The sequence below is a fragment of the Rhodoferax sp. OV413 genome, from assembly GCF_900104385.1.
Classification (GTDB): domain Bacteria; phylum Pseudomonadota; class Gammaproteobacteria; order Burkholderiales; family Burkholderiaceae_C; genus Rhodoferax_B.
Window position 1 is genome coordinate 257,125 of record NZ_FNJA01000001.1, and the last position, 23,804, is coordinate 280,928.

General features: G+C 62.0%; 25 protein-coding genes. 18 read left to right on the forward strand and 7 right to left on the reverse strand.

Going from position 1 to position 23,804, the window contains the following annotated elements; all coding sequences use genetic code 11:
* The first annotated feature begins 111 nt into the window (after window positions 1-111).
* The 6 genes from BLT66_RS01195 to BLT66_RS01220 all read left to right on the forward strand — a co-directional run bounded on the left by BLT66_RS01195 (window position 112) and on the right by BLT66_RS01220 (window position 7,055).
* The gene (locus tag BLT66_RS01195; RefSeq protein WP_092754733.1) at window positions 112-1,314 is read left to right on the forward strand and encodes an ROK family transcriptional regulator; all 1,203 of its coding nucleotides are present in this window, start codon (window positions 112-114) and stop codon (window positions 1,312-1,314) included.
* Window positions 1,311-2,798 (forward strand): sugar ABC transporter ATP-binding protein, encoded by a 1,488-nt coding sequence (locus BLT66_RS01200; protein ID WP_092754736.1) that lies wholly within the window; start codon window positions 1,311-1,313, stop codon window positions 2,796-2,798. Before BLT66_RS01195 ends, BLT66_RS01200 begins: the two co-directional genes overlap by 4 nt.
* Window positions 2,779-3,774 carry an ABC transporter permease gene (locus BLT66_RS01205; RefSeq protein WP_092754738.1) on the forward strand — a complete coding sequence of 332 codons (996 nt, stop codon included), beginning with the start codon at window positions 2,779-2,781 and terminating at the stop codon, window positions 3,772-3,774. Before BLT66_RS01200 ends, BLT66_RS01205 begins: the two co-directional genes overlap by 20 nt.
* A gap of 68 nt (window positions 3,775-3,842) precedes the next feature.
* On the forward strand, window positions 3,843-4,802 hold the full coding sequence (locus BLT66_RS01210) for a substrate-binding domain-containing protein (protein WP_092754741.1): 960 nt from the start codon (window positions 3,843-3,845) through the stop codon (window positions 4,800-4,802).
* A 79-nt stretch (window positions 4,803-4,881) separates the two neighbouring features.
* Window positions 4,882-5,889, forward strand: a complete 1,008-nt coding sequence (locus BLT66_RS01215) for a sugar phosphate isomerase/epimerase family protein (RefSeq protein ID WP_092754744.1) — start codon at window positions 4,882-4,884, stop codon at window positions 5,887-5,889.
* The gene (locus tag BLT66_RS01220; RefSeq protein WP_092754747.1) at window positions 5,886-7,055 is read left to right on the forward strand and encodes a Gfo/Idh/MocA family protein; all 1,170 of its coding nucleotides are present in this window, start codon (window positions 5,886-5,888) and stop codon (window positions 7,053-7,055) included. Before BLT66_RS01215 ends, BLT66_RS01220 begins: the two co-directional genes overlap by 4 nt.
* 105 nt (window positions 7,056-7,160) lie before the next feature.
* On the opposite strand, the gene BLT66_RS01225 is transcribed toward BLT66_RS01220, so the two are convergent.
* From BLT66_RS01225 to BLT66_RS01240, 4 genes are all read right to left on the reverse strand, one after another.
* The gene (locus BLT66_RS01225) at window positions 7,161-7,526 is read right to left on the reverse strand and encodes a hypothetical protein (protein WP_255406713.1); all 366 of its coding nucleotides are present in this window, start codon (window positions 7,524-7,526) and stop codon (window positions 7,161-7,163) included.
* An 85-nt stretch (window positions 7,527-7,611) separates the two neighbouring features.
* Window positions 7,612-7,851: a YdcH family protein gene (locus BLT66_RS01230; protein ID WP_092754750.1), complete on the reverse strand. Its 240-nt coding sequence runs from the start codon at window positions 7,849-7,851 to the stop codon at window positions 7,612-7,614.
* Window positions 7,852-7,887: 36 nt separating this feature from the next.
* The gene (locus BLT66_RS01235) at window positions 7,888-8,637 is read right to left on the reverse strand and encodes a 2OG-Fe dioxygenase family protein (protein WP_092754753.1); all 750 of its coding nucleotides are present in this window, start codon (window positions 8,635-8,637) and stop codon (window positions 7,888-7,890) included.
* A 235-nt stretch (window positions 8,638-8,872) separates the two neighbouring features.
* Window positions 8,873-9,154, reverse strand: coding sequence for a DUF427 domain-containing protein (locus BLT66_RS01240; protein WP_092754756.1), 282 nt, complete (start codon window positions 9,152-9,154; stop codon window positions 8,873-8,875).
* Between the two features lie 398 nt (window positions 9,155-9,552).
* Here BLT66_RS01240 and BLT66_RS01245 point away from each other — a divergent pair, with 398 nt between their 5' ends.
* The 4 genes from BLT66_RS01245 to BLT66_RS01260 all read left to right on the forward strand — a co-directional run bounded on the left by BLT66_RS01245 (window position 9,553) and on the right by BLT66_RS01260 (window position 12,354).
* Entirely contained in the window at window positions 9,553-10,596 is a 1,044-nt protein-coding gene (locus BLT66_RS01245) for an NADP-dependent oxidoreductase (RefSeq protein WP_092754759.1), read from the forward strand.
* A gap of 29 nt (window positions 10,597-10,625) precedes the next feature.
* Window positions 10,626-11,009: a DUF1801 domain-containing protein gene (locus BLT66_RS01250; protein ID WP_092754762.1), complete on the forward strand. Its 384-nt coding sequence runs from the start codon at window positions 10,626-10,628 to the stop codon at window positions 11,007-11,009.
* Between the two features lie 13 nt (window positions 11,010-11,022).
* Window positions 11,023-11,682: an HD domain-containing protein gene (locus tag BLT66_RS01255; RefSeq protein ID WP_369821565.1), complete on the forward strand. Its 660-nt coding sequence runs from the start codon at window positions 11,023-11,025 to the stop codon at window positions 11,680-11,682.
* A 93-nt stretch (window positions 11,683-11,775) separates the two neighbouring features.
* Window positions 11,776-12,354, forward strand: a complete 579-nt coding sequence (locus tag BLT66_RS01260; protein WP_092754765.1) for a dihydrofolate reductase family protein — start codon at window positions 11,776-11,778, stop codon at window positions 12,352-12,354.
* A gap of 18 nt (window positions 12,355-12,372) precedes the next feature.
* On the opposite strand, the gene BLT66_RS01265 is transcribed toward BLT66_RS01260, so the two are convergent.
* Window positions 12,373-13,533, reverse strand: coding sequence for an IS30 family transposase (locus BLT66_RS01265; protein ID WP_092756960.1), 1,161 nt, complete (start codon window positions 13,531-13,533; stop codon window positions 12,373-12,375).
* A gap of 89 nt (window positions 13,534-13,622) precedes the next feature.
* Here BLT66_RS01265 and BLT66_RS01270 point away from each other — a divergent pair, with 89 nt between their 5' ends.
* Complete coding sequence (locus tag BLT66_RS01270) at window positions 13,623-13,901, forward strand: hypothetical protein (RefSeq protein WP_143029127.1); 279 nt, start codon at window positions 13,623-13,625, stop codon at window positions 13,899-13,901.
* 79 nt (window positions 13,902-13,980) lie between these two features.
* Window positions 13,981-14,370 carry a GFA family protein gene (locus tag BLT66_RS01275; protein ID WP_092754771.1) on the forward strand — a complete coding sequence of 130 codons (390 nt, stop codon included), beginning with the start codon at window positions 13,981-13,983 and terminating at the stop codon, window positions 14,368-14,370.
* Between the two features lie 665 nt (window positions 14,371-15,035).
* Here the strand turns inward: BLT66_RS01275 and BLT66_RS01280 are convergent.
* Window positions 15,036-15,977: an aromatic alcohol reductase gene (locus BLT66_RS01280; RefSeq protein WP_092754774.1), complete on the reverse strand. Its 942-nt coding sequence runs from the start codon at window positions 15,975-15,977 to the stop codon at window positions 15,036-15,038.
* A gap of 40 nt (window positions 15,978-16,017) precedes the next feature.
* Here BLT66_RS01280 and BLT66_RS01285 point away from each other — a divergent pair, with 40 nt between their 5' ends.
* Both BLT66_RS01285 and BLT66_RS01290 read left to right on the forward strand, forming a co-directional pair.
* Window positions 16,018-16,491, forward strand: a complete 474-nt coding sequence (locus BLT66_RS01285) for a winged helix-turn-helix transcriptional regulator (RefSeq protein WP_218922542.1) — start codon at window positions 16,018-16,020, stop codon at window positions 16,489-16,491.
* Window positions 16,492-16,806: 315 nt separating this feature from the next.
* A complete protein-coding gene (locus tag BLT66_RS01290; RefSeq protein WP_092754777.1) occupies window positions 16,807-19,491 on the forward strand; it encodes a bifunctional acetate--CoA ligase family protein/GNAT family N-acetyltransferase in 2,685 nt (894 codons plus the stop codon).
* A 16-nt stretch (window positions 19,492-19,507) separates the two neighbouring features.
* On the opposite strand, the gene dctA is transcribed toward BLT66_RS01290, so the two are convergent.
* Complete coding sequence (gene dctA / locus BLT66_RS01295; RefSeq protein WP_092754780.1) at window positions 19,508-20,803, reverse strand: C4-dicarboxylate transporter DctA; 1,296 nt, start codon at window positions 20,801-20,803, stop codon at window positions 19,508-19,510.
* 208 nt (window positions 20,804-21,011) lie between these two features.
* Here dctA and BLT66_RS01300 point away from each other — a divergent pair, with 208 nt between their 5' ends.
* The 4 genes from BLT66_RS01300 (at window position 21,012) to BLT66_RS26365 (ending at window position 23,671) form a co-directional block, all read left to right on the forward strand.
* Window positions 21,012-21,896 (forward strand): LysR family transcriptional regulator, encoded by an 885-nt coding sequence (locus tag BLT66_RS01300; RefSeq protein ID WP_092754783.1) that lies wholly within the window; start codon window positions 21,012-21,014, stop codon window positions 21,894-21,896.
* A gap of 205 nt (window positions 21,897-22,101) precedes the next feature.
* Window positions 22,102-22,380, forward strand: a complete 279-nt coding sequence (locus BLT66_RS01305) for a DnaJ domain-containing protein (RefSeq protein ID WP_092754786.1) — start codon at window positions 22,102-22,104, stop codon at window positions 22,378-22,380.
* Complete coding sequence (locus BLT66_RS01310) at window positions 22,377-22,913, forward strand: hypothetical protein (RefSeq protein WP_092754789.1); 537 nt, start codon at window positions 22,377-22,379, stop codon at window positions 22,911-22,913. The genes BLT66_RS01305 and BLT66_RS01310 overlap by 4 nt, the downstream gene beginning before the upstream one ends.
* Before the next feature lie 5 nt (window positions 22,914-22,918).
* Window positions 22,919-23,671: a hypothetical protein gene (locus BLT66_RS26365; protein WP_143029128.1), complete on the forward strand. Its 753-nt coding sequence runs from the start codon at window positions 22,919-22,921 to the stop codon at window positions 23,669-23,671.
* Window positions 23,672-23,804: the final 133 nt, after the last annotated feature.

Sequence of the window (23,804 nt, forward strand, 5' to 3'; positions counted from 1 at the left end):
TTTGGTCGAAGTTAGAACTTGATGGGTTGAAGTGTCCGTCCTACCATACGCTACCGCTTGCCGCACACCCCCGTGTGCCCGGACAGGCGGACGCATAAAAGGAGACACGCTTTGGCACTTTGGGACCGCTTGTCTTCGGTGGAAACCGCCCTGCTGCACACCATCTTCTGGTCGGCGGGGGCTTCGCGCTGGGACCTGGCCGAACGCCTGGGCTACTCCAAGAGCAAGACCAATAGCCTGGTCGCGTCCCTGCTCGACGTAGGCCTGCTGGAAGAAACCGGCCTGGCCGGATCCACCGGCGGCCGCCGACCCGAAACCGTGCAGCTCAGCCAGCGCCTGGGCGTGCTGATCGGTGCCGACCTGGGCGCCACCAGCCTGGATCTGGCGATTCTGCGCCCCGACCTCAGCGTGCTGGCCCGCCGCACCGAAGCCGCCGACGTGCGCGCCGGCCCCGGCGTGGTGATGGCGCGGGTCCGGGTGCTGATGCGCGAGCTGCTGGCCGAATGCGGCGCGACCGCTCAGCAAGTCATCGGCATCGGCATGGGCGTGCCCGGCCCGGTGGACTTTGAAAGCGGCCAGCTGGTGAACCCACCGCTGATGCCGCACTGGGACAGCTTCTCGATCCGCGACTATCTGCGCGAGGAATACGCGGCCCCGGTGTTCGTCGACAACGACGTGAACCTGATGGCGCTGGGCGAACTCTGGCGGCTGCAGCGCAGCCTGCAAAACTTCTTGGTGATCAAGGTCGGCACCGGCATAGGCTGCGGCATCGTCTGCCATGGCGAGGTCTACCGCGGTGCGAATGGCTCGGCCGGTGACGTAGGCCACATCTGCGTGGATACCGCCGGCCCGCGCTGCCATTGCGGCAACCTGGGCTGCGTGGAAACCATGGCTGCCGGCCCGGCCATCACCCGCATGGCGACGGAAGCCGCCGAATCCGGCGAAAGCGCCCTGCTGGCCGCCGTGCTGGCCGAGAAAGGCAGCATCAGCCCCGAAGACGTAGGCCAGGCCAGCCGCCATGGCGACGCCGCCGCGAACCGCATCATCCAGCACACCGGCAATCTGATCGGCCAGATGCTGGCGTCTGTCGTCAACTTCTTCAACCCCTCCCATGTGTTCATAGGCGGCGGCATCACCCGCATCGGGCCGCTGTTCCTGGCCTCGGTGCGGCAAAGCATTTACCAGCGCTCGCTGGCGCTGTCGACCCGGCACCTCGAGATCCATTACACGCCGCTGGCCGAGCAGGCCGGCTTGGTCGGCGCCGGTGTGCTGGCGATGCAGGAAACGCTGAAAAGCAAGGGAAGCACACGATGAGCGTGAACGTAGCATTTGACAATGTGGTCAAGGAATTTGGCCCTGTGCGCGTGCTGCACGGCGTCAGCTTTGCGCTGCAGGCCGGCCGCACCGTCGGCCTGCTGGGCGAAAACGGCGCCGGCAAGTCCACGCTGATGAAGATCCTGGCTGGCTTCGAGACCGCCACCGGCGGCACGCTGCGCATCAACGGCCAGCCCATGCAGTTCACTACTTCGCGCCAAGCCGAAGCCCAGGGCATTGTGCTGATCCACCAGGAATTCAGCCTGGCCGAAGACCTGACCATCGCGCAAAACCTGTTCCTGGGCCACGAGAAAAAAAAAGGCTGGCTGCTCGACGACGCCACCATGCAGGCCGAAGCCGCCAAGGCCATCGCCCAGGTCGGACTAAAGGCCGATGTCAACACCCGGGTCAAGCAGTTGATCGTGGCCGAAAAGCAGCTGGTGGAAATCGCCCGCGCGCTGTTGCGCAAGGCCCGGCTGCTGATCATGGACGAACCCACCGCCACCTTGACACCCGGCGAAACCAAGCGCCTGTTCGCGCTGATGGCGCAACTGAAGGCCGACGGCGTCACCCTGGTCTACATCTCGCACAAACTCGACGAGGTGGAACAGGTGACCGACGAGGTAGTGGTGATGCGCGACGGCCGCTTTGTGGCCCGCGAAGACACGAAGAACCTGAGCCGCCAGCAAATGGCCAGCCTGATGGTGGGCCGCGAACTCACCGATCTGTACCCGCCCAAAGCGCCGCATGCGGATGCCGCACTGCCGATGCTGAAAGTGACTGGCCTGACGGTGCCCGGCTGGGCCGAAGACGTCGGCTTCGAGGTCCGTGCCGGCGAGATCCTGGGCTTTGCCGGCCTGGTCGGCGCAGGCCGCACCGAGCTGTTCGAAGGCCTGCTGGGCCTGCGCCCGCGCAGCGCCGGCCAGGTCGAGCTGCAAGGCAAAGTGGTCGACCTCAAGAGCCCGCGTGCCGCCGCCCAGCAGGGCCTGACCTATCTGAGCGAAGACCGCAAGGGCAAGGGCTTGCACGTGCACTTCGGGCTGCGCGAAAACCTGACCCTGATGGCGCTGGAGCGCTACACCCATCCGCTGCTCGACCCGCAGGCCGAGATGGCGGCGCTGGCCACCGCGGTGAACGACTACGGCATCCGCACCGGCGATCTGCAAAGCAAGGCCTCGTCGCTGTCCGGCGGCAACCAGCAAAAACTGGCGCTGGCCAAGGTGCTGCATCCGCAGCCCAAGGTGGTGGTGCTGGACGAACCCACCCGCGGCGTCGACGTGGGCGCCAAGCGCGACATCTATTTTCTGGTGCAGCGCCTGGCCCGCGAAGGGCTGGCCGTGGTGGTGATCTCCAGCGAACTGATGGAGCTGATCGGCCTATGCCACCGCGTCGCGGTGATGCGCGGCGGACGGCTGCAAACGGTACTAGAAGAACAGCAACTCACGGAACAGGAACTCATACGCCATGCCACAGGAAGCCATTAAATCCCCCCGCAGCGCCGCCCACTGGATGGGCCGCCTGCACGGCATGGGCCCGGTCATCGGCCTGGTGCTGCTGCTGATTGCCGGCACTTTGCTGAACAGCAATTTCGCCACCCTGGACAACGCGATGAACGTGCTGACGCGCACCGCCTTCATCGGCATCATCGCGGTGGGCATGTGCTTTGTGATCGTCTCCGGCGGCATCGATCTGTCGGTCGGCTCGATGGCGGCGCTGATCGCCGGCAGCGTGATCATGCTGATGAATGCATTGGGGCCGATGCTGGCCTCGCCGGTGCTGGTGGTGGCGCTGGGCATGGCGCTGGCACTGGTACTGGGCGCAGCCTTCGGCCTGGCGCACGGCCTGCTGATCACCAAGGGTCGGATCGAGCCCTTCATCGTCACGCTGGGCACCTTGGGCATCTTCCGCGCCTACCTGACCTACTTTGCGAACGGCGGCGCCATCACGCTGGACAACGACCTGAGCGACGTCTACAGCCCGGTGTACTACGCCAGCCTGGCCGGCATCCCGATCCCGGTGTGGGTGTTCCTGGTCGTCGCCTTGCTCGGCGGCGTGATCCTGAACCGCACGGCCTTCGGCCGCTATGTGCAAGCGATTGGCTCGAACGAGCAGGTGGCGCGCTACGCCGCCGTCGATGTGGACCGCATCAAGATCCTGACCTATGTGCTGCTCGGCGTCTGCGTGGGCATCGCCACCCTGCTCTACGTGCCGCGCCTGGGCTCGGCCTCGCCGACTACCGGCCTGCTGTGGGAGCTGGAGGCGATTGCCGCGGTGATCGTCGGCGGCACGGCGCTCAAGGGCGGCGCCGGCAGCATCACCGGCACCGTGGTCGGCGCCATCCTGCTGTCCGTCATCAGCAACATCCTGAACCTGACCAGCATCATCAGCGTGTACCTGAACGCCGCCGTGCAGGGCTTTGTGATCATCGGCGTGGCATTCATGCAGCGCAGCAAGCGTTAGTTTTAAAGATAGCTTTCCAACCCGGTAGCCACAAGCTACTTTTTATCCACCTGTAGGAGACAACTGAAATGAAAAAAATCACCCGTAGATTGGCCCTGACCGCCGTCGCTTTTGCAGCACTGGCGAGCGCTCCGAGCTTTGCGCAAGAAAAAGTCGTTTTGGGCGTTGCCATCCCGGCCGCCACCCACGGCTTTACCGGCGGCATCGTGTTCTGGGCCAACCAGGCCAAGAAGGACCTGGAAAAAGCCCACCCCGGCCTGCAAGTCATTGTCAAGACGGCATCCGGCGCGCCCGAGCAGGCGAACCAGCTGCAGGATCTGCAGACGGTGAACAAGATCAACGCCCTGGTGATCTTCCCGTTTGAATCGGCCTCGCTGACCAAGCCCGTGGCCCAAGTGAAAAGCAAGGGCGTGTACGTCACCGTGGTGGACCGCGGCCTGACCGACACCAGCGCGCAGGACGCCTACATCTCGGGCGACAACACCGCGTTTGGCAAGATCCCCGGCGAATACCTGGTCAAGGCCATGGGCGGCAAGGGCAATATCGTTGCCATGCGCGGCATCGCCACCACCCTGGACAACGAGCGCATGGACGCGTTCAATGCGGCGATCAAGGGCAGCGACATCAAGCTGCTGGACGCCAAGTACGCCAACTGGAACCGCGACGACGCGTTCAAGGTGATGCAGGACTACCTGACGCGCTTCAAGCAGATCGACGCTGTGTGGGCCGCCGATGACGACATGGCCGTGGGCGTGCTCAAGGCCATCGACCAGGCCAAGCGCACCGACATCAAGATCGTCTTCGGTGGCGCCGGTGCCAAGGGCATGATCAAGACCCTGATGGACGGCAAGGATCCGCGCATCCAGGCGAATGTGTCGTACTCGCCCAAGTTCATCTACGACGCGATCAAGCTGACGGCCGAAGCGCGTCTGAAAGGTGAGAAGCTGCCTGCGACCTACATCATCCCGTCGGTGCTGATCACCAAGGACAACGCGAAGCAGTTCTACTTCCCCGATTCTCCGTTTTAAATTTATAAAAAACAGGGCTCTGGCGCAGGTAATACCTGCGCCAGCAGCTATGTAAACCATAGCATCCGGGAGTTACACCATGGCAAGACCTGTCACGCTGTTTACGGGCCAATGGGCCGATATTCCGCTCAAAGAGCTGGCGCCACTGGCCAAAAGCATGGGCTATGACGGCCTGGAGCTGGCCTGCTGGGGCGACCATTTCAACGTGCAGGAGGCATTGGCTTCCAGCAGCTACGTGCAAGATAAAAACGCCCTGCTCGCCAGCCACGGCCTGCGCTGCTACGCCATCGGCAACCACCTGGTCGGCCAGGCAGTGTGCGACCTGATCGACGAGCGGCACCAATCAATTTTGCCCAGCCATGTATGGGGCGACGGCGACCCCGAGGGCGTGCGCCAGCGCGCAGCGGCCGAGCTGCAGGACACGGCCCGCGCCGCGGCCAAGTTCGGCGTGAAGACGGTGACCGGCTTCACCGGCTCGTCGATCTGGCATGCCACCTACGCGTTTCCGCCAACGTCTCAGGCGTTCTGGGACAAGGGCTTTGCCGACTTCGGAAAACGCTTCACCCCCATCCTCGACACCTTCGAGCGCGAGGACATCAACTTTGCGCTCGAAGTCCACCCCACAGAGATCGCCTTCGACACCGCCACCAGCCAGCGCGCGATCCAGGCGGTCTACGGGCACCGCCGCTTCGGCTTCAATTTCGACCCCAGCCACCTGGCCTACCAGGGCGTGGACTATGTGAAGTTTTTGCGTACCTTCCCCGACCGCATCTACAACGCCCACATGAAAGACGTGTGGTGGGGCAAGGGCGACGGCACGGTCGGCACCTTCGGCGGCCACACCAGTTTTGGTGATGCGCGGCGCAACTGGGACTTTCGCAGCTTGGGCCGCGGCATGGTCGACTTTGAATCCATCATCGTGGCGCTGAACGACATAGGCTACGCCGGCCCGCTCAGCGTCGAATGGGAAGACAGCCGCATGGACCGCATCCACGGCGCCACCGAGAGCGCCGCCTTCTGCAAACGGCTGGACTTCAAACCGGCGGCGGGCGCTTTCGACGCGGTATTTGCCAAAGACAAACAATGAACTCTTCCAGAAAACTCCGCTACGCCATGGTAGGCGGCGGCCGCGACGCCTTTATCGGCGCAGTGCACCGCAAGGCCGCGGCCCTGGACGGCCAGATCGAACTGGTCGCCGGCGCACTCTCCGCAAATCCCGACAAAGCCCGCGCTTCCGGCCGCGACCTGTTCCTGGCCGACGACCGGAACCACGGCAGCTGGCAGGAACTGTTGGCCGACGAGCTGAAGCGCCCGGCGCACGAGCGCATCGATTTCGTCAGCATCGTCACGCCGAACCACCTGCACTTCCCTGTCGCCCAGGCCTTTGTCGACGCCGGCTTCCACGTCGTCTGCGACAAGCCTCTGGTACACACCAGCGCCCAGGCGCTGGCGCTGGTGGCCGCGGTGCAGCGCCAGGGCACGGTGTTCGGCGTGACGCACAACTACACAGGCTACCCGCTGGTGCGGCAGATGCGCGAGATGGTGCGCAGCGGCGTGATCGGCAGCATCCGCAAAGTCATCGTCGAATACCACCAGGGTTGGCTGGCGACCGCGGTGGAGGCAACTAACAACAAACAGGCTGCCTGGCGCATGGACCCGGCGCAAAGCGGCATGGCCGGCGCCATGGGCGACATAGGCTCGCATGCCGAGAACCTGCTGACCACCGTGACCGGATTGGAGATCGAAGCCATCTGCGCCGACCTCAGCGCCATGGGCGCGGGCCGCACGCTGGACGATGACGCGAACATGTTGCTGCGCCTCAAAGGTGGCGGCAATGTGGTGAAGGGCGTGCTGATGGCATCGCAGATCTGCGTGGGCAGCGAAAACGATTTGCGCCTGCGCGTGTTCGGCACCGAGGGCACGCTGGACTGGAGCCAGGAGCATCCGAGCCGACTGGTCCACACGCCCTTGAACGAAGCGCCCCGCACCCTGACCCGCGGCGGCCCCGGCCTGTGCGAGGCGGCGATCCGCGCATCGCGCCTGCCGTCCGGCCACCCCGAGGGCTTCATCGAGGCTTTTGCGAATATCTACCTGGGCGTGGCCGCCGACATCCGCGCGCGGCTGGCGGGCTTGGCGCCGGATGCGATCGCCGCCGACTACCCCCGCGTGGAAGACGGCGCGCGCGGCGTGCGCTTCATCGAGAAGGTGCTGGAGTCGTCGCGCAGCACGCAGAAGTGGACGGCGCTGGACTGAGTTTGCTATATTTTCAATAGCTTCTTGCGCAGATGCTGATTGCGCTGCAGGCGCATTTGGCATGTATTGAGTACACAAGAAAGCCCTGAAGCGCCCTCCCTCGCTTCACAGCTTTTTCCACACTTCTCCATCCTTGGTGCGGTAGGTGCCGCCGGTGGCGCAGCAGCCTCCCGCACCAAAGGCGATGCGCCCCAGCGTGACGGTAACTGCGCCTTTTTCTGCAAGCAGCGTCTGCCGGTCGCACGAAGTGAAGAACGGATAGAGCTCGGGCTCAAGCACCATCTGCCAGCCGCCCCCATCGGGCAGGGCGCGATAAACCTTGCATCCCTGCACCGCCAAGTGCACGGGCTTGCCCGCCAGCACGCCCTTGAACACACGCTCCGGCGGCACCTCTGCCATCGGATCGACATCGGCAGGCGGCGGTTCCGGCGGCGCGGGCTCGCTACAGCCGGCCAACACGACCGCCAGCACAAGCAGGCTCCACTGCGCGCGCCACCTTGGCCCGGTCACCACGCAATCACCTGCCGTGCCAGCGGAGCACGGGTACCTGGGCTGCTCAGGGCGCTATCAACATCTGGTAGATGTCGTCCTTGATCTTCAAACGCTTCTTCTTCATTTCTTCCAGCGCTTCGTCGGAGATGACACTGCCGTCTTGCTCGATCTTGGTGATGGCGTTGTTCACCTCGTCGTAGCCATTGAACAGGTGCAGAAAGCGCGAGCTCGACAGCTTGAGGCTGCGGATCTTGCCTATCAGCTGCGGGAATTCATGGGCCAGGTCGTGGTTGAGTAATTCCATGTTGTCTCCTTGTGTTTCTAGAAAGCAGAAAGCGACTCAGCTACTTTGGAATTGGCTGGACCGGAAGGTCAGCACCAGCGTATCCCGGTAACCGCCCGGTGCCACGGGCTGGATCGGCGTGGACTCGTGTACCACCCGCGCGTCGTCAAGCAACAGCATAGTCCAAGGCTCGGTCATGGTGAAGCGCTGGCCGTGCGGGCCGTCGGCCTCGAAGACCCGGGTTTCGCCGCCTTTGATGCCTTCGCGGCCCACCAGCAGCACGGCGACAAAGTCCACACCGTCACGGTGCGCACCCTCGGGCGTGGGCCGGCCGATGCCGTCGGTGGTGTCGATGCGGAACTGGTGCGCCTCCACATACCAGGGCGCGGGCTCGGCAGCATCGCCCTTCAGCGCGCTGCAGATATGTCCCAGGCCCAGCAGCAAGCGGCTCCAGGCCGGCTGCGCCACGGTCTCGTCCAGCATGGGGGCAAACCAGCGCTCCATGCCGCCATGCAAGGCGTTGTATTCCACCGGCTGCCAGTGCGGACGGTGCGGCACCTGGGTCAGGCTGTCGCCCTGCAGCACAAAGCAGGAATGGCGCCGGCGCCGGTAGCGGCCGCCATCCTTCAGGTATTCGTCGGGCGGCAGATCGGCCCAGCTGGGCTGCAAGGCATCCAGGTCGGCCAGGCTGCAGCCGGCAAGTTGCGCCACGCCGGCCGGGCTGAGTGCCGCATAGGCCTGCTGGCGCAGTACCTCCACGGCCTGCGTCGGGGCGGTGATAGTCGGAGAAAGAAGACGCGTGCTCATGCCGTAACCTTGATCGGGCAGTTGAATGCGCCCGAGGGTGCAGCGATGGGCGCGGCATAGAAGGCGTGACAACGCAGTGGGCTCCTGCCCACCAGGCGGAGCAACGCACTATGACGTGGCCAGCGCGGTGCCTTCGGGGGTGTAGCGTCGGCACCCAAGAAAGGAAAGTGGTAACGGGGGGGGGTATCAATACACAAACGGCTTCTCCAACGGTAACAAGCGGTCAACTGCCTGATCAAGGTTCAATCTTTACGCCTTTCCAGAAAGCCACGCGGTCGGTGACTTCTTCGGCGCCCATCTTCGGGTTGGCGTAGTACCAGGCGGCGTCGGTGTTCATTTCGCCATCCACCATCAGCGAGTAATAGCTGGCCTGGCCCTTCCAGGCGCAGGTGGTCTTATGGTTGCTGAAGCTGACGAATTCGCGGTTCAGCGAGCTCAGCGGGAAATAGTGGTTGCCTTCCACCACGGCGATGTCGGAGCTTTCGGCGATCACGGCGCCGTTCCAAATGGCTTTCATGGGAACTCCTCAAATTGGTGCAGCCCACAGGATATACCAGCGCGCCGCCCTGTCGCGCCAGCGATGTACGGGGCCGCAGCTTCTGGCTACTATCGCGGTTTAGACCAAAGAACGTGTTCACGATCTCTTTGGGGTCGCGTTGGGGTGCAATGGGGACGAGTTGGTTGTCGGAGACCGCAGCATGGGCTCTCTGCCCATGCAAGGGCTACGGCGGACAAATCGCCCGATTTCACCCCAACCCGAAGGGCAGGTACCTTTTCGGGCGCTCTGCGTCGTTACAAAACCAGCCAAGGCATCAGCCTTGGCTTGGGTTTTGCGCCTAGCAGAGCATCCCGAAAAGGCACCTGCGCGACCCCAAAGAGATCGCGAACACGTTCTAAACAAGACAGGAGACAAGCATGGCCGACACCACCCAGCTCAGCAACCACCAGATCCGCCTGGCCAGCCGCCCCGTCGGCCTGCCCACCGCCGCCAACTGGCGCAGCACCACCGAGCCGGTACAGCAGCCGGGCGCCGGCGGCCTGCTGGTCAAAACCCTGGCCCTGTCGCTGGACCCGGCCATGCGCGGCTGGATGAACGAAGGCAAAAGCTACATACCGCCGGTCGGCATAGGCGAAGTCATGCGCGCCGGCGGCGTGGGCCTGGTGGTGGCGTCTGAGAACCCGCAATTCGCGGTGGGCGACCATGTGTCCGGCTCGCTGGGCGTGCAGGAATACCTGCTGTTGTCGCAAGACCAGATCAAGCGCAACGGCCTGGCCAAGATCGACCTGCGCCTGGGCAGCCTGACCCAGTGGCTGAACGTGCTGGGTATGCCGGGCATGACCGGCTACTTCGGCCTGATGGACGTAGGCCACCCCCAGGTGGGCGAGACGCTGGTGGTATCAGGTGCGGCCGGCGCCGTGGGCCAGACTGTCGGCCAGTTGGCCAAGATCAAGGGTTGCCGGGTGATCGGCATTGCCGGCGGCGCAGCCAAGTGTGACTGGGTGGTCAACACCCTGGGCTTCGACGCCTGCATCGACTACAAGGCCGGCCCCGACGCGGTGCGCGACGGCCTGAAGGAGCATTGCCCGAACGGCGTGGACATTTATTTCGACAACGTGGGCGGCGACATCCTCGACCAGGTGCTGGCCCGGCTGGCGCGCGGCGCGCGCATCATCATCTGCGGCGCCATCAGCCAGTACAACAACACCACGGCCGTGCAAGGCCCGAAGAACTACCTGAGCCTGCTGGTGAACCGGGCCCGCATGCAAGGCATCGTGGTGTTCGACTACGCCGACCGCTACCACCTGGCGGTGGCCGAGCTGGCTGGCTACCTGAAAGCCGGCCGCATGCACAGCAAGGAAGACGTGGTGCGCGGCCTGGACACCTTCCCGCAAAGTCTGCTCAAACTGTTTGCCGGCGAAAACTTCGGCAAGCTGGTGCTGCAAGTAGCCGACGCCTAAATGCCGAGGGAAAAGAGTCTAGGACGGATATGAAAAAGAGCGCAATGCCCGAGGGCGAATCTGCTGCACAACGCATAGTCGCAAGAATCCAGGAACTGGACGGCTGGCGAGGCCAGACCCTGGCCCATGTGCGCGCGCTGATCCACCAGGCCGACCCTGGGGTGGTCGAGGAGTGGAAATGGAGCGTCCCGGTCTGGTCGCACGACGGCATACTTTGCACCGGCGAGGCCTACAAAAGCGCGGTGAAGCTGACCTTTCCCAAGGGCGCATCGCTGCCGGACCCTGCAGGGCTGTTCAACGCCAGCCTGGAGGGCCAGGTCAGGCGGGCCATCGATTTCCATGAAGGGGATGCGATAGACGAGGAGGCTTTCAAAGCGTTGATACGCGCGGCGGCGGCGCTGAACCGGTCCTAGGCACAATCGTCCTATGATGGATTGGACAGACTTGCAAGACTATTGGCGCGCCCAACTGGTTCGCTTGGCCACCCACGGTGACGCTGGCGACAGCGCACATGACCTCAACCACTTGAACAGGGTGTGGGCAACGGCCAAGGTGCTTCTGTCGACGCATCCGCAAGCCGATCCATTGGTGGTCATGGCCGCTTGCTACTTGCACGATCTTGTCAATTTGCCCAAGGACCATCCGGACCGGAAAAATGCATCGCGGCTATCCGCCCTGGAGGCAAAAGCGCAGTTGTCGACGCTGGGCTTTCCCCCTGAGCAATTGGGTGGCGTAGTGCACGCCATCGAAGCACACAGTTATTCTGCCCAAATACGCCCTGAAACGATCGAAGCCAAGATCGTCCAAGACGCCGACCGTCTTGACGCTTTAGGCGCCGTGGGCTTGGCGCGCATGTTGCACATTGGAGGTCAGTTGGGCCGGTCGCTCGCGCATGCAACCGACCCTCTGGCCACGACCCGCGCACTCGACGATATGCGCTACACCCTCGACCACATCGAAAACAAGCTGCTGCGCTTGCCGATGGGTATGCATACGGTCGAGGGGCGGGCATTGGCGCAATCCCGTGCCCAGCTGCTCGTCCAGTTTCGGGATCAATTTGTGGCGGAGTGGATGGGAGGGGCTTGACTCGGTGGCTGCATCAGGCCCAACGCAATCATGGATGCGCGCATACAAAATGATCGGCTGTATGGGCGTTCCTGCAGAAATCTAAGGTGAAATATGACAACCCAGTACTACACCGCCACCAGCCTTGACGGATTTCTGGCAACCGAGGACGACTCGCTGGAGTGGCTTTTCCCTCTCGGAAGCTTGAAGGATTCCAGCTATCCAGAGTTCATATCCAAAGTGGGCGCTTTGGCTATGGGCTCTGCAACCTATGAATGGATGGTGCGCAACGCCGAAACGGTTGCCGCCGAGACCGGCTCACCGTGGCCATACGTGCAGCCCACATGGGTGTTTTCCAGCCGCAATCTTCCAAGCATTGACGGCGCAGACATTCGGTTCGCCAAAGGCGATGTGCGTACTGTTCATTCGGAGATGCGGGCAGCTGCCGGTGACATGAACATTTGGGTCGTTGGCGGTGGCGACCTCGCCGGTCAATTCCATGATGCCGGCCTATTGGATGAACTCATCGTCCAGATTGGCTCGGCTACCCTTGGCAAAGGCAAGCCCCTGTTCCCCCGAAGAGTGCTGAGCCCCAGCCTGCGCTTGGTATCCGTTTACCAGATGGGTGCCGGCATGGCGGAGCTGCGCTATGAGGTGAATAAAGGGCTTGCGGTTGGTGTTGGTACGGTATGACTGGATGCGGCGGCGGATTCAACCGGTCAATGCAACACATTCGCTGAACATTTCAGCGGGTGTGTGGAAGCCGAGTGTTTTGCGCGGCCTCTGGTTCAATTGTCTCGCAATCGCGTTGAGTTGAAGTTGCGAGAATCCTGAGAGGTTCATGCCCTTGGGCATGTACTGCCTGAGTAGTCCATTCGTGTTCTCATTGCTTCCGCGTTGCCATGGGCTTCTCGGATCGCAGAAGTAAACCTGGATATCGGTGGCCATCGTGAATTGCTTGTGCGCATGCATCTCTGTGCCTCTATCCCAAGTCAGTGACTTATAAAGCTCCTGCGGCAGCTTGCGTGCGTTCTTGATGAGTGCGTTGACGACTGTTTGGGCGTCTTTGCCATCGAGTTTCACCAACATCACGTATCGCGTTTGGCGATCGACCAATGTCGCGATCTGGCTATTGCCACTACCAAAGACCAAGTCCCCTTCCCAGTGTCCAGGCACTGCTCGGTCTTCGACGCAGGCAGGTCGCTCGCTAATCGAAATTGCATCGACGATCTGTCCATGGATTGGTGTCTTCTGCGTGTAGTGCCGAGATCGACGCATTCCACGTGTGCCTCTCAGGTGCTCCAACAGTTCCTTCTTCAAGGCGCCCCGCGCTTGAATAAACAGACTGCGGTAGATGGTTTCGTGTGACACGTGATAGCTTTCGTCGCACGGGTACGTCTGCTTGAGCCAGCCTGCGATTTGTTCCGGCGACCAGAGCATGCGCAGCTTGTTGGCTACGACGCGAGCCAATGCGCGGTTCGTAGTGAGCTTACAGCGCTTGGGGCGCCGTGCTCGATCCCAAGTCGCCTTATCGGCCTGGTTTGCACGGTAGCCATCGCCGCCCCCGTTGCGTTTAATCTCCCGACTGATCGTTGATGGCGCTCGTCCAAGCCGAGCCGCGGTTGTTCGGATTGATTCGCCTGCCACCATCGCCCGCGAGATCTCCTCACGTTCCGCCAACGTCAACGCCGTCGATGTGCGTGACCGCTGCGCCGGTCGAAATCCGCCTGTTTCCGCAAGTATTCGGTGAATGGACGTGTGCGGTCGATCGAAAAGCTTGCCGATCTCATGCAACGTAGCCCCTTGCTTCCAGCGCTCCCACATCAGCGCTTTTTGGCTATCTGAATAATAGATCCGTGGTCGCCGTTTCATCTGCAACACTCCTTCCGCCTAAGCGGTGGTTAGTGTGTTGCATCGACCGGTTGAATCCGCCGCCAGGAACGGACATTGAAGGAGGCCCCTTGTTTGCATTGCAAAGACTAGATTCTCTTGTGCGGGACCGTCTCGACGGAGATAAGTCGAGGTTGCTTGAGCTATTCGAGACGCGCGAGGTGTTTGACCTCTTGAAGTCAACCAACCTACCGGGAGACTGGTACCACTTCGAGCCCAGGACGTTCGATGGAGCTTATCTCGTAGCAACTCCGGCAGGCTTCCAGGCATACCAGCAGGAACGCCGTGCCATAGTTGACTTGCGCGATTTCAGCACGTTGCGCGACGCCGCAGCGGCCCTCTTTTGCTGACTGCGGCAATCGGCCAGTAGCTGACGCTCAAAGGGCTGCTGGTGCTGGTTGAAAATCCGTCGCAGCAAGGAGAACAACGATGAAATACTCAGGAGCATGCCACTGCGGGTCCGTCACTTTCGCTTTTGAAGCTGACGTCGATGAGATTGTCCGATGCGACTGCTCACTATGCAGCAAGCGGAACGCCTTGATGGTGACCGTGCACCGAGAACATTTCAACATCTCCCGTGGCCAGGATGCCTTGCGAGTCTACCGTTGGAACAGCGGCGTGGCTCGGCACTACTTTTGCGGTACGTGCGGCATCTATGTCTATCATCAGCGCCGCAGTAATCCAGCGCTGTTGAGCGTTAACGCATGCTCTATTGATGGCTTGGACCGTGAGACACTCCCAACGAGGCAGGTTGACGGCAAGAGCCGCAGCGTGGTTGAAACTACTGCTGCCGCCGATGCTGCTGCTGCTGCTGAATAGTACTGGCGCGAGCTCCGTGCAAGCCATAGCAACAGTCGACCAATACGCGGACGTAGCGCACGCCTACGTTCAAGGTCGATGAGAACGGCAATATTACGTGTGAGTTTCAGCTGAACCCGAAATATCGAGGTGAACCCTGAACCCGGAACGTACAGCCGGACCCGGCCAAAAGCAGACATCACCCAAGGGGATATATGGACCAGACGTTGGGGGCTTGCAACTTGCTGTATTAGAGCTAATTTGGCCAACCGACCCTTGGATCGAATCTGTTTATCTTTGCGGCGCAGGTCCGAATCAAGTTCTGTATGTCGAGACCGCGGGCGATCAGGAACCCGGGGAGCTGGCCGCCTGCAAGTCGTCAATCGATGAAATTCTGGCGTTGTGGCAGCCTGAGTTCCGGGTATCGCTTAGTTTTAAGTCCGAGTCCTCCGCATCGATTCCATGTACCGAAATAATCTCAGCGGAGATCTTCAATCAAATCGCCAAAGAAATTGCACCGTGGCGTCTGGGGGGGCGGTAGCGTTCGAATCACGATCTGGTTCAAAGCTCGCTGATACGATGGCTGAAATCGGCGGCCAACAGCGGTCATATGGACGAACTCCCGAATGAATCGGGACTTGGCGCTCCTAAGTATGCGCGGCCCTTTCAGCCACCTAAGTTCGTGTTCATTTGTTCGCGAAGTTTTTCTTTGCCCACTGCTCGGCGGTAGTGACAGGAATTGACTCTCGCTCGTTGAAAGTGCCGGCTTTAGGCCACGCCACGCCTCGGCCTTGTGCAAACACAGCACGGTACTTTTTGATGTGATGTGCTGGGTCTTTTTCCAATTCTTGCATCAGGAATGGAACAGTCCAAACGTTGCGCTTAAATGGACGGCCCAGCACATGTTCAAGCATGCTCGCAACCTGCCCATACGTCACCGTGTCGCCAGAAAGGTAGACGATTTCATTGCGGAAGCGCGGTTCAAAGAAAACGATTTCCGCGGTCAGAGTACCGATGTCATCTGGTGTCGTCAGAGTCACGCTGTTCTCCAGACTGCCCAGGGCATTCACTGTGTCGTTTTCGAAGTCAACCACTTCAAATACAGGCTCGAAAAGGAAACTCGTGAACATACCAGTCGAGATGATGACCCATTCAGTTTTTTCTTGAGCGCGAAGCAACTCGCGCACATCTAGCTGAGCATCGAATAAATCTTGAGGGCTGCCCCGCCCAATCACCTCGAAATCAACACCAAACTGCCATGGGAAATAGCGCTTTACACCGGACTTGAGGGCTACTGTCGCCAACTTCATCGGGGTTTCTCGCCCCGCGACCATGCCTGCGCAACCAATGACGGTGTCGAAGCGTGCGAAGACTTCAGCTAGTTGTTCAATTGAATCGTTCACCAGGTCTGCCGCGACCATTTGAATGCCCAGACCACGGAGCTCGTCGATTTCTAGTTTTTTCTCCGATAGTTGGGTACTGATAGTCGACTCCCTCAGCAAAACACTGATTTTTGAACCCGACACGCGCTTCACTACGCGTGCAAGATTGCGTAAAACCGGAAGGCCGAGTTCGCCGGCGCCTAGAACGAGAATCGATTGGGGGGAAAGTTGGGTTACCTGGGTCATGTGATGAGACTTGTTGCCTATAAGATAAGTCGATGGTTGCATGATTGCGCAACGCTCACAAGAAGGCACACATGTGATACCAGATGAAATCGTGACCGATGGTGACGCGCTCCGTCAGGCAGAGGTCATCTGTCAAACGCTGAGAGAAGACGATGATGGTGTCAGGCGGGAAGTGCTCGCCCACGCGGGCAGCCGCTGGTCGCTGGGCATCCTGCATGCCTTGGGGGTGTACGGAACGATGCGCCATGCCGAGATAAAAAAGCAAATGGCGGGCGTGACTCAGCGAATGTTGACCAAGACGCTGCGGTCCCTGGAGCGTGATGGTCTTCTGATTCGGCGGGAGTTCGATGAAAAACCGCTCCGTGTGGAGTACGAGCTGACTTCCCTAGGGATGGCGTTGTTGACCCGTATGTCCCCTATTTGGACTTGGGTAGTCGAAAACGCCGAAGACTTCCGGGAGGCGCGTCGTACTTTCGACAGTCAGGTTCGAAAAAATCCTTGGCGAACTAAGTAAGCCCGTTTTGACGGCACTGGGCGCTGCTAGGTGAGAACGACTTCGCTCTGCCAGCGGCCGACGTCTGCGAACAAGTTGATGCCCTCATTCAATGTCGGCTTGGGAGAAATTCGAACTTCCGTTTGGGGCCCAAAGCCGAAATCCACTTTCCGCTCAAACCGCGGTTTCCCCGCAAGCACACCAGCACACCGTGCTACAACCAGTCTTTGCTACCTGCCAACTCCGCAGCCCTGCAACAAGCACTACAAATAAGATAGCTACTCGCGCAGACTTTCCGTGCGCCAGCGGCCTTTTTCACTTCAATATTGGACGGATATGCACTACCTCCACTCGCTGTTCTCGCCGGACGCCATCGTGGTCTTTGCCGGGCAAGAGGCTGAGCGCACGCCGGTGGCGCAGGCGCTGGTGGCGGCACTCCAGGCCCAGCCGTTCAGCGGCAGCCTGAATTTTCTGGACATCCACACAACGGGAACGTTGGCCGATCTGGCCCAGGTGCGGGCCGACCTGGCCGTTATCGCCCTGCCGCCGGCCGACGTGGCGGCTGCGCTGGAGGTGGCTGGGCGCATCAAATGCCGGGCGGCGGTGGTGATTTCCAGCGGCGTCCACGCCGCGCTGGCGGTAGATCTGCACCGGGTGGCGCGGCGCCACGGCATGCATTTGCTGGGGCCCAACTGCCTGGGCTTCCAGCGGCCCAGCATGGGGCTGAACGCCAGCGTGGCCGGCCGGCTGGCCGCGCCTGGGCATCTGGCGTTGGTATCGCAGTCGGGCGCCCTCACCGCGTCGATCCTGGACTGGGCGCAGCAGAACGCCGTGGGCTTTTCGGCCGTAGTGTCGCTGGGGCCGAACACCGCTGTCGACCTGGCCCAGGTGCTGGACTTTCTGGCATCCGATGCGCAGACCCACAGCATCGTGGTCTACATGGAAGGCATCTCGGACGCGCGCCGCTTCATGAGCGCGCTGCGGGCTGCCGCCAATGCCAAGCCGGTGGTGGTGCTGAAGGCCGGGCGCAAGGCGGCGGGCAATGCGGCGGCGCACACCCATTCGGGCACCATCGTCGGCAGCGACGATGTGTTCGACGCCGCGCTGCGCCGCGCCGGCGCGGTGCGGGTGCGCTCATTTGTACAGCTGTTCTCGGCCGCCAAATGCCTGGCATCGCGCTACCGGGCGGTGGGCAAGCGCCTGGCCATCATCACCAATGGCGGCGGCCCAGGCGTGCTGGCGGCAGACTGGATCAGCGAGATCGAACTGCAGCTGGGCACCCTCAGCGCCGCCTCGGTGGCAGCATTGCGCCCGCAGCTGCCGGCGCTGGCCACGCTGACCGATCTGATCGATCTGTCCGAAGACGCCACGGCCGCGCATTACCGTGCCGCGGTGGAAGCCGCCAGCAGCGACAACCAGGTCGACGGCGTGCTGGTGATCCACTCGCCCAAGGGCGGTTGCCAGGCGGCCGACATCGCCGCCGCGCTGGCCGACTACATGCCGCGCATGGCCAAGCCGCTGCTGACCTGCTGTATGGGCGACGCCTCGGTGGGCGATGCCCGGCTGCTGTTGAACAATGCTGCTATCCCCACCTTCCGCACGCCCGAGGCGGCGGTGGGCGCGTTCGGCAATATCGCGTCCTTCTACCAAAACCAGCAGCTGCTGCAGCAAACGCCGACGCCGCTGTCGGCCCTGGCCAAGCCCGATGTGGAAGGCGCGCGCCTGCTGATCGAGAGCGTGCTGGCCGAGCGCCGCAAGGTGCTGACCGAGATGGAGTCCAAGGCCTTGCTGGCCGCCTTCCACATTCCGGTGACGCAGACCGTGCTGGCCCGCAGCGCCAATGAAGCCATGATGATTGCCACCCAGCTCGGCTACCCGGTGGCGCTGAAGATCGACTCGCCCGACATCAGCCACAAGTCCGACGTCAACGGCGTGGCGTTGAACGTGATGAACGCGGTGGGCGTGCGCGACACCTACAACGACATGGTGCAGCTGGTGGCGCGCCAGCTGCCCGGCGTCCGCATCAACGGCGTGACGGTGCAGAACATGGCCCGCCACAAGCGCGGCCGCGAGATCTACATCGGCCTGGTGACCGACGACCCGTTCGGCCCGGTGATCGCCTTCGGCGCAGGCGGCACCATGATCGAGCTGATCAACGACCGCGCCATGGAGTTGCCGCCGCTGAACCAATTCTTGGCCCGCAGCCTGATAGCCCGCGCCCGCGTGGCCGAAACCCTGGGCGACTGGCGCGGCGCCAGCGCTGTCGACATGGACGCGCTGGAGCATGTGCTGATGCGCGTGTCTGAGATGGTCTGCGAGCTGCCCCAGCTGCGCGAAATGGACATCAACCCCGTGATCGTCGACGCCTCCGGTGCGGTGGCGGTGGATGCGCGCATCGTCATCGACAGCGCGCCCCATAGTCCGCTCGCCAGTGGCGGGCGCAACCACGACTACCAGCACCTGGCCATCCTGCCCTACCCTGCACGCTACGAGCAGGTCTGGCCGCTGCGCGGCGGCGGCGAATACACGCTGCGGCCGATCCGCCCGGACGACGCGCAGATGCTGCAGGCGCTGGTGCGCGGCCTGTCGGCCGAGAGCCGCTACTTCCGCTATGTGTCCATGCTGTCCGAGCTGCCGCCCAGCATGCTGTCGCGCTTCGCCCTGATCGACTACGACCGCGAAATGGCCCTGGTGGCGGTGTTCAAGGAGCGCAAGGCCACCGATACCGGTGAGATGCAGGAAACCGAGCGCATCGTCGGCGTGTCGCGCTATATCACCAACCCCGACAGCGCCAGCTGCGAGTTCTCGCTGGTGGTGGCCGACGACTTTGGTGGCCGCGGCCTGGGGACGCGGCTGATGCTCAGCATCATGGACGTGGCGCGCGAAAAAGGCCTGAGCGAGATCGAAGGCCTGGTGCTGGCCAACAACCCCGGCATGCTCAAGCTGATGAAAAGCCTGGGCTTTTCCATCAAGCCATTTGCCGAGGACCCGGACTTCCGGCAGGTGCTGCACGCTTTGTAAGCAACTCGACGTTGAACTATTCCCGGTTCAGTACCCGGTGCATCTGTTCTTCGTCCAGCCCGTCCTCCCATTTGGAGACAACGATGGTTGCCACCGCGTTTCCGATGAGGTTGGTCGGGACCAGGCCTTCTGCGAGCAATCGGTGCACCCCCAGGATCAACGCAACACTGGTCACGGGAATGCTTCCCACGGTCGACAGCGTCGCCGCCAGCACCACGAATGCAGCCCCAGCGACGCCTGCCGCACCTTTCGACGTGAGCAGCAGCACGCAAAGCAGCAAAAGTTGCTGGTAGATGTCCAGTGGCGTGTTGGTAGCCTGCGCGAGGAACACCGCCACCGAGGCCAGGTAGAGGCAAGTCCCATCGAGGTTGAACGAATAGCCCGTAGGAATCACCAGACCGACGACGCTGGCCTTGCAACCGAGGTTTTCCATCTTGACCAACATGCGCGGCAGCACGGCTTCGGAAGAAGTCGTTGCAAAGCAGATCAACAGCTCCTCACGCAGATACCGGAGCAGCTTGAAGAGGCTGAAGCCCAGGAATTTGCACACCGGTGCCAGTATCAGGAACACGAAAACCAGGCAGGTGAAGTAAAAGCAGACCAGCAGATTGCCCAGAGACGCAAGCGCGCCTGCACCATAACGACCGACGGTAAAAGCGATGGCCCCGAATGCCCCGATCGGCGCCAGGTACATCACAATGGCGACGGCGCGAAACAGCATCTCCGAGCCGATGTCCAACAGCTGGATCACCGGCTTGGCACGCGGCCCGATGGCGACCAGCGTGCTGCCCAGGAGCACCGAGATCAGCAGCACCTGCAGGACATTACCTTCTGCAAAAGAGCCCACCAAGGTCGAAGGAATGATGTCCATCAGAAAGCCCACAGTTCCGTGCGACTGGGTCTGGTCGACATACATCTTCACCGACCCCGCATCCAGCGCCGCCGTGTTGACGTTCATGCCCACACCCGGCTGCCACAGGTTCACAATAACCAACGCCAGGACCAGCGCCACGGTGGTCATTACCTCGAAGTAGACCAAGGCCTTGATGGCGACCTTGCCCACCTTCGACATGTCGCCCATCTTGGCGATGCCGAGCACGACGGTGCAGAACACAATCGGCGCGATCAGCATGCGGATGAGTTTGATGAAGCCGTCGCCGAGGGGTTGCATCAGCTTGCCGGCATCGGGATAGAGGTGCCCGAGGACGACACCCAAGGCCATCGCCACCAGCACCTGAACCCACAACTGGCGGTACCACACACGCCGCGATTTCGGCTGCGACGCATCCGCAACCATGCTTTCGATACTCATTTTGTCTCCTGGATTGCGCTCGCTACAGCGAGACTCATATAGATTTCGGGCAAATAGCCCGTCGGTACACCGATCCAAAATGGCTTGGACAGGCGGGCAGCAGAGGAATCGACCAATTCCGATTCTCGAGGTGCGAGCCCCTATAAGTAAGGTCTAGCAGACGCTATTAGCTATGCACTGACAGCATGACTTATGGGAAGATCTGTGCATGAACCTGAATCAACTTGAGACCTTCGTGCACGTGGTAGAACACGGAAGCTTCAGCAAGGCCGCCTTGGTACTAGGTGCGGCGCAGCCAGCCCTGAGTCGGCAGGTGCGTGCGCTGGAGGTTGAATTGCGCGAAGCCTTGCTGCTGCGCCACGGCCGGGGAGTGGAAGTCACCGAGGCCGGCCGCCGGCTGCTCGACCATTGCTACAGCATCCTCCATCTGGTCGAGCAAGCCAAAGAGAACGCGGTCACACAGCGCGATGAGCCCACTGGCAGCCTCGTGATCGCGATGCCGCCAACGCTGGCGCGCCTGCACACGCTGCCCTTGATCCAGGCCTTCCGCGACGAGATGCCCAAGGCCCATCTGGCGATCATCGAGGGCTTCTCAACACACATCACCGAATGGCTGGTTTCAGGCCGCTGCGACCTGGGGCTGGTTCACAGCCCGGAGCCTATGCCTTCGCTCGAGATCCAGCCTTTGCGAGAAGAGCGGCTGTGTCTTGTCAGTCCGGCCAACCAGGCTCCCACCGGCCCGGTGACCTTGCAGGACCTGTCCAAGTACTCTTTGATCATGCCCGAGAGAGGGCAAACCTACCGCAGGTTGATGGAGTCTGCCGCGGCGATGGCGGGCGTGCCCATGCATGTCGAGTGGGAGGTTTCCAGCGTGTCGGTGATCCTCGACCTCGTGAGTGCCGGCATCGGGCATGCCACCCTGAGCGAAGACGCCACCCGCGTGTTCGCATATCCCGAGCGGCTGGTCGTGTCACCGTTCGAACAACCCGAAATCAAAACCACGCTCTGCCTTGTCACGCCCGCCCAGAGACGGGAAACACCGCTGAGGCGGCGGACCGCAGCGCTGATGGCGCGGCTGATTCGTGGTCTTTAATGCAGGTCTTGGGTAGGAAACCACTGCGCAGCCAGATGCTACTTAAAACATAGCTGCTAGCGCTGGTGGAATAAGCGTTAGGGCCATATTTTTCATATAAAAATAGGCTTTACGGCTAGCCCAGGTAAAATCCGCCACCGACGCCGCCGCGTCGTGATACAAGCACAGCCCCGACGCGGGCTGTCTTTTTTTGCGAAGACACACCATGCAAGACCACTATGCCGCGCTAGGGCTGTCCCCAGCCGCGACGCTGGCCGATATCAAAAAAGCCTATCGGCAACGCGCCGCGCAATACCACCCGGACCGCAACACCTCGCCCGACGCCCCCCAGCTGTTCCGCGCGGTGCAAACCGCCTACGAAGTGCTGGCGGACGACGAGCGCCGCAAGACCTACGACGACAACCGCCGCCGCGGCCTATTGGACAGCCCCATCGACACCGCCCGCGAAATCTGGCACAACTACCTCCTTGAGGCCCTGAAATGAAACTATCCCGCTATTTCTCCAACCACGCACGCGCGTACGACGCCGAGATGGACGACCTGGTGTCCGATTCCGAAGGCAAGAACGTGCTGGAAAAGCGCCTCAAAGAGAAGCGCAGCCAGCTCGACTTTCTGGTCGTGATGATGGACGACAGCCCCGAAATGCTGGCCGCCGCCTTCCACCAGGGCTTCCGCTTCCCGAGCGCCAAGGCCATGGACCTGCTGGTCGCGCTGGAGCCCGAGGAGTTCCCCGACTGGGACAAGCTGGCCCGCACCATCACCCTCACACCCTGGGCCCAGGCCATGGCCGACCGCGTGCTGCGCGAGCCCACGGGCGAACAGTTCATGGTGGTAGCAGCCTGCCTGGAATACCTGTACACCCGTGCCGATGACCGCGGCGCCGCCGTGGAAGACGAGAACGAAGACGAAGAAGACCACGACCTCGACCCCGAAGAACAGGAAGCCCGCGACCGCGAAGACGCGGGCGCGGCCTGGATGGAAGAACAAGGCTTCGACCCCAAGCCACCCAAAGGTTAAATTTGATGCACTACCCTGCCATTGTTAAAGCCCAAAACCTGATCCTGGCCGGCGACATCGTCGGTGCCGAATCCGCCCTGGTGGAGCTGGCCGACGAAGAAGGCGACCACGCCCTGGTGCTGGCGCTCGACCAGCTGCCGCCCAAAGACCTGCTGGCGGTGATCCGCGAATACGACCCGTCCAAAGACTCGGTGATCAACCTGCTGGTCACGCCCGAGCAGTTCTCGCGCGCCGTGGTCATCGAGAAGCAGTACAAAGACCTGACCCATGCCCATCTGCGCGGCATGATGAATTCGGTGATCTTCCGCGACGACAACGATCCGGTGGAGTTCCTGCGCGCGATTGGCGAGCGCGAAGGCGGCTGCGATGCGCTGGCCGACTACCTGGCCGACCACTGGGGCCGTGTCGAAAGTTTCTTGCGCACTGGCACCTTCGAAGCCTCGGAAGACACGGGCGCCGTGCTGTCCGAAGCCGAGCTGGTGGTGCAGATGTACCACGACGCCAAGGTGGACCAGGACGAGATCGCCGACCACGACTGGATGGAATTCACCTGGCTGCTGCGCGCCCACTGCCCCGACATCCTGATCGAGGTGATGGTGATACTGCGCGCCCGGGTCAAGGCCTACGAGCAAGAAGCCGAGGGCGAGGAAGAAGACGGCCACCACCAAGGCGGCCACACCCCATTCCGCGAAACCCACGGCGAAGGCGAAGGCTCGCAGAAAAAAGCCATCGACCCCGACGAAGAATCGGCGATATGAAGCTCACCCCCAGGCTTCGCGCACTGCGTGTCGCTTCTCCAACCCCCTTGCAGGGGGCAACACCAGTGGCCCGGCAAAGCCGGTTCCACGGTGTTTCTGGAGGAGACAGTCGCATTTTTGGGCATTGTGGGTG

Coding starts and splice junctions, on each gene's coding strand:
- BLT66_RS01280 (WP_092754774.1), bottom strand. CDS start 15,977: ATGACCCAGGTAACCCAACTTTCCCCCCAATCGATTCTCGTTCTAGGC.
- dctA (WP_092754780.1), bottom strand. CDS start 20,803: ATGAGTATCGAAAGCATGGTTGCGGATGCGTCGCAGCCGAAATCGCGG.
- BLT66_RS26365 (WP_143029128.1), top strand. CDS start 22,919: ATGCACTACCCTGCCATTGTTAAAGCCCAAAACCTGATCCTGGCCGGC.
- BLT66_RS01290 (WP_092754777.1), top strand. CDS start 16,807: ATGCACTACCTCCACTCGCTGTTCTCGCCGGACGCCATCGTGGTCTTT.
- BLT66_RS01200 (WP_092754736.1), top strand. CDS start 1,311: ATGAGCGTGAACGTAGCATTTGACAATGTGGTCAAGGAATTTGGCCCT.
- BLT66_RS01275 (WP_092754771.1), top strand. CDS start 13,981: ATGAAATACTCAGGAGCATGCCACTGCGGGTCCGTCACTTTCGCTTTT.
- BLT66_RS01300 (WP_092754783.1), top strand. CDS start 21,012: ATGAACCTGAATCAACTTGAGACCTTCGTGCACGTGGTAGAACACGGA.
- BLT66_RS01220 (WP_092754747.1), top strand. CDS start 5,886: ATGAACTCTTCCAGAAAACTCCGCTACGCCATGGTAGGCGGCGGCCGC.
- BLT66_RS01305 (WP_092754786.1), top strand. CDS start 22,102: ATGCAAGACCACTATGCCGCGCTAGGGCTGTCCCCAGCCGCGACGCTG.
- BLT66_RS01230 (WP_092754750.1), bottom strand. CDS start 7,851: ATGGAATTACTCAACCACGACCTGGCCCATGAATTCCCGCAGCTGATA.
- BLT66_RS01250 (WP_092754762.1), top strand. CDS start 10,626: ATGAAAAAGAGCGCAATGCCCGAGGGCGAATCTGCTGCACAACGCATA.
- BLT66_RS01310 (WP_092754789.1), top strand. CDS start 22,377: ATGAAACTATCCCGCTATTTCTCCAACCACGCACGCGCGTACGACGCC.
- BLT66_RS01260 (WP_092754765.1), top strand. CDS start 11,776: ATGACAACCCAGTACTACACCGCCACCAGCCTTGACGGATTTCTGGCA.
- BLT66_RS01240 (WP_092754756.1), bottom strand. CDS start 9,154: ATGAAAGCCATTTGGAACGGCGCCGTGATCGCCGAAAGCTCCGACATC.
- BLT66_RS01210 (WP_092754741.1), top strand. CDS start 3,843: ATGAAAAAAATCACCCGTAGATTGGCCCTGACCGCCGTCGCTTTTGCA.
- BLT66_RS01235 (WP_092754753.1), bottom strand. CDS start 8,637: ATGAGCACGCGTCTTCTTTCTCCGACTATCACCGCCCCGACGCAGGCC.
- BLT66_RS01215 (WP_092754744.1), top strand. CDS start 4,882: ATGGCAAGACCTGTCACGCTGTTTACGGGCCAATGGGCCGATATTCCG.
- BLT66_RS01245 (WP_092754759.1), top strand. CDS start 9,553: ATGGCCGACACCACCCAGCTCAGCAACCACCAGATCCGCCTGGCCAGC.
- BLT66_RS01285 (WP_218922542.1), top strand. CDS start 16,018: ATGATTGCGCAACGCTCACAAGAAGGCACACATGTGATACCAGATGAA.
- BLT66_RS01255 (WP_369821565.1), top strand. CDS start 11,023: ATGATGGATTGGACAGACTTGCAAGACTATTGGCGCGCCCAACTGGTT.
- BLT66_RS01265 (WP_092756960.1), bottom strand. CDS start 13,533: ATGAAACGGCGACCACGGATCTATTATTCAGATAGCCAAAAAGCGCTG.
- BLT66_RS01205 (WP_092754738.1), top strand. CDS start 2,779: ATGCCACAGGAAGCCATTAAATCCCCCCGCAGCGCCGCCCACTGGATG.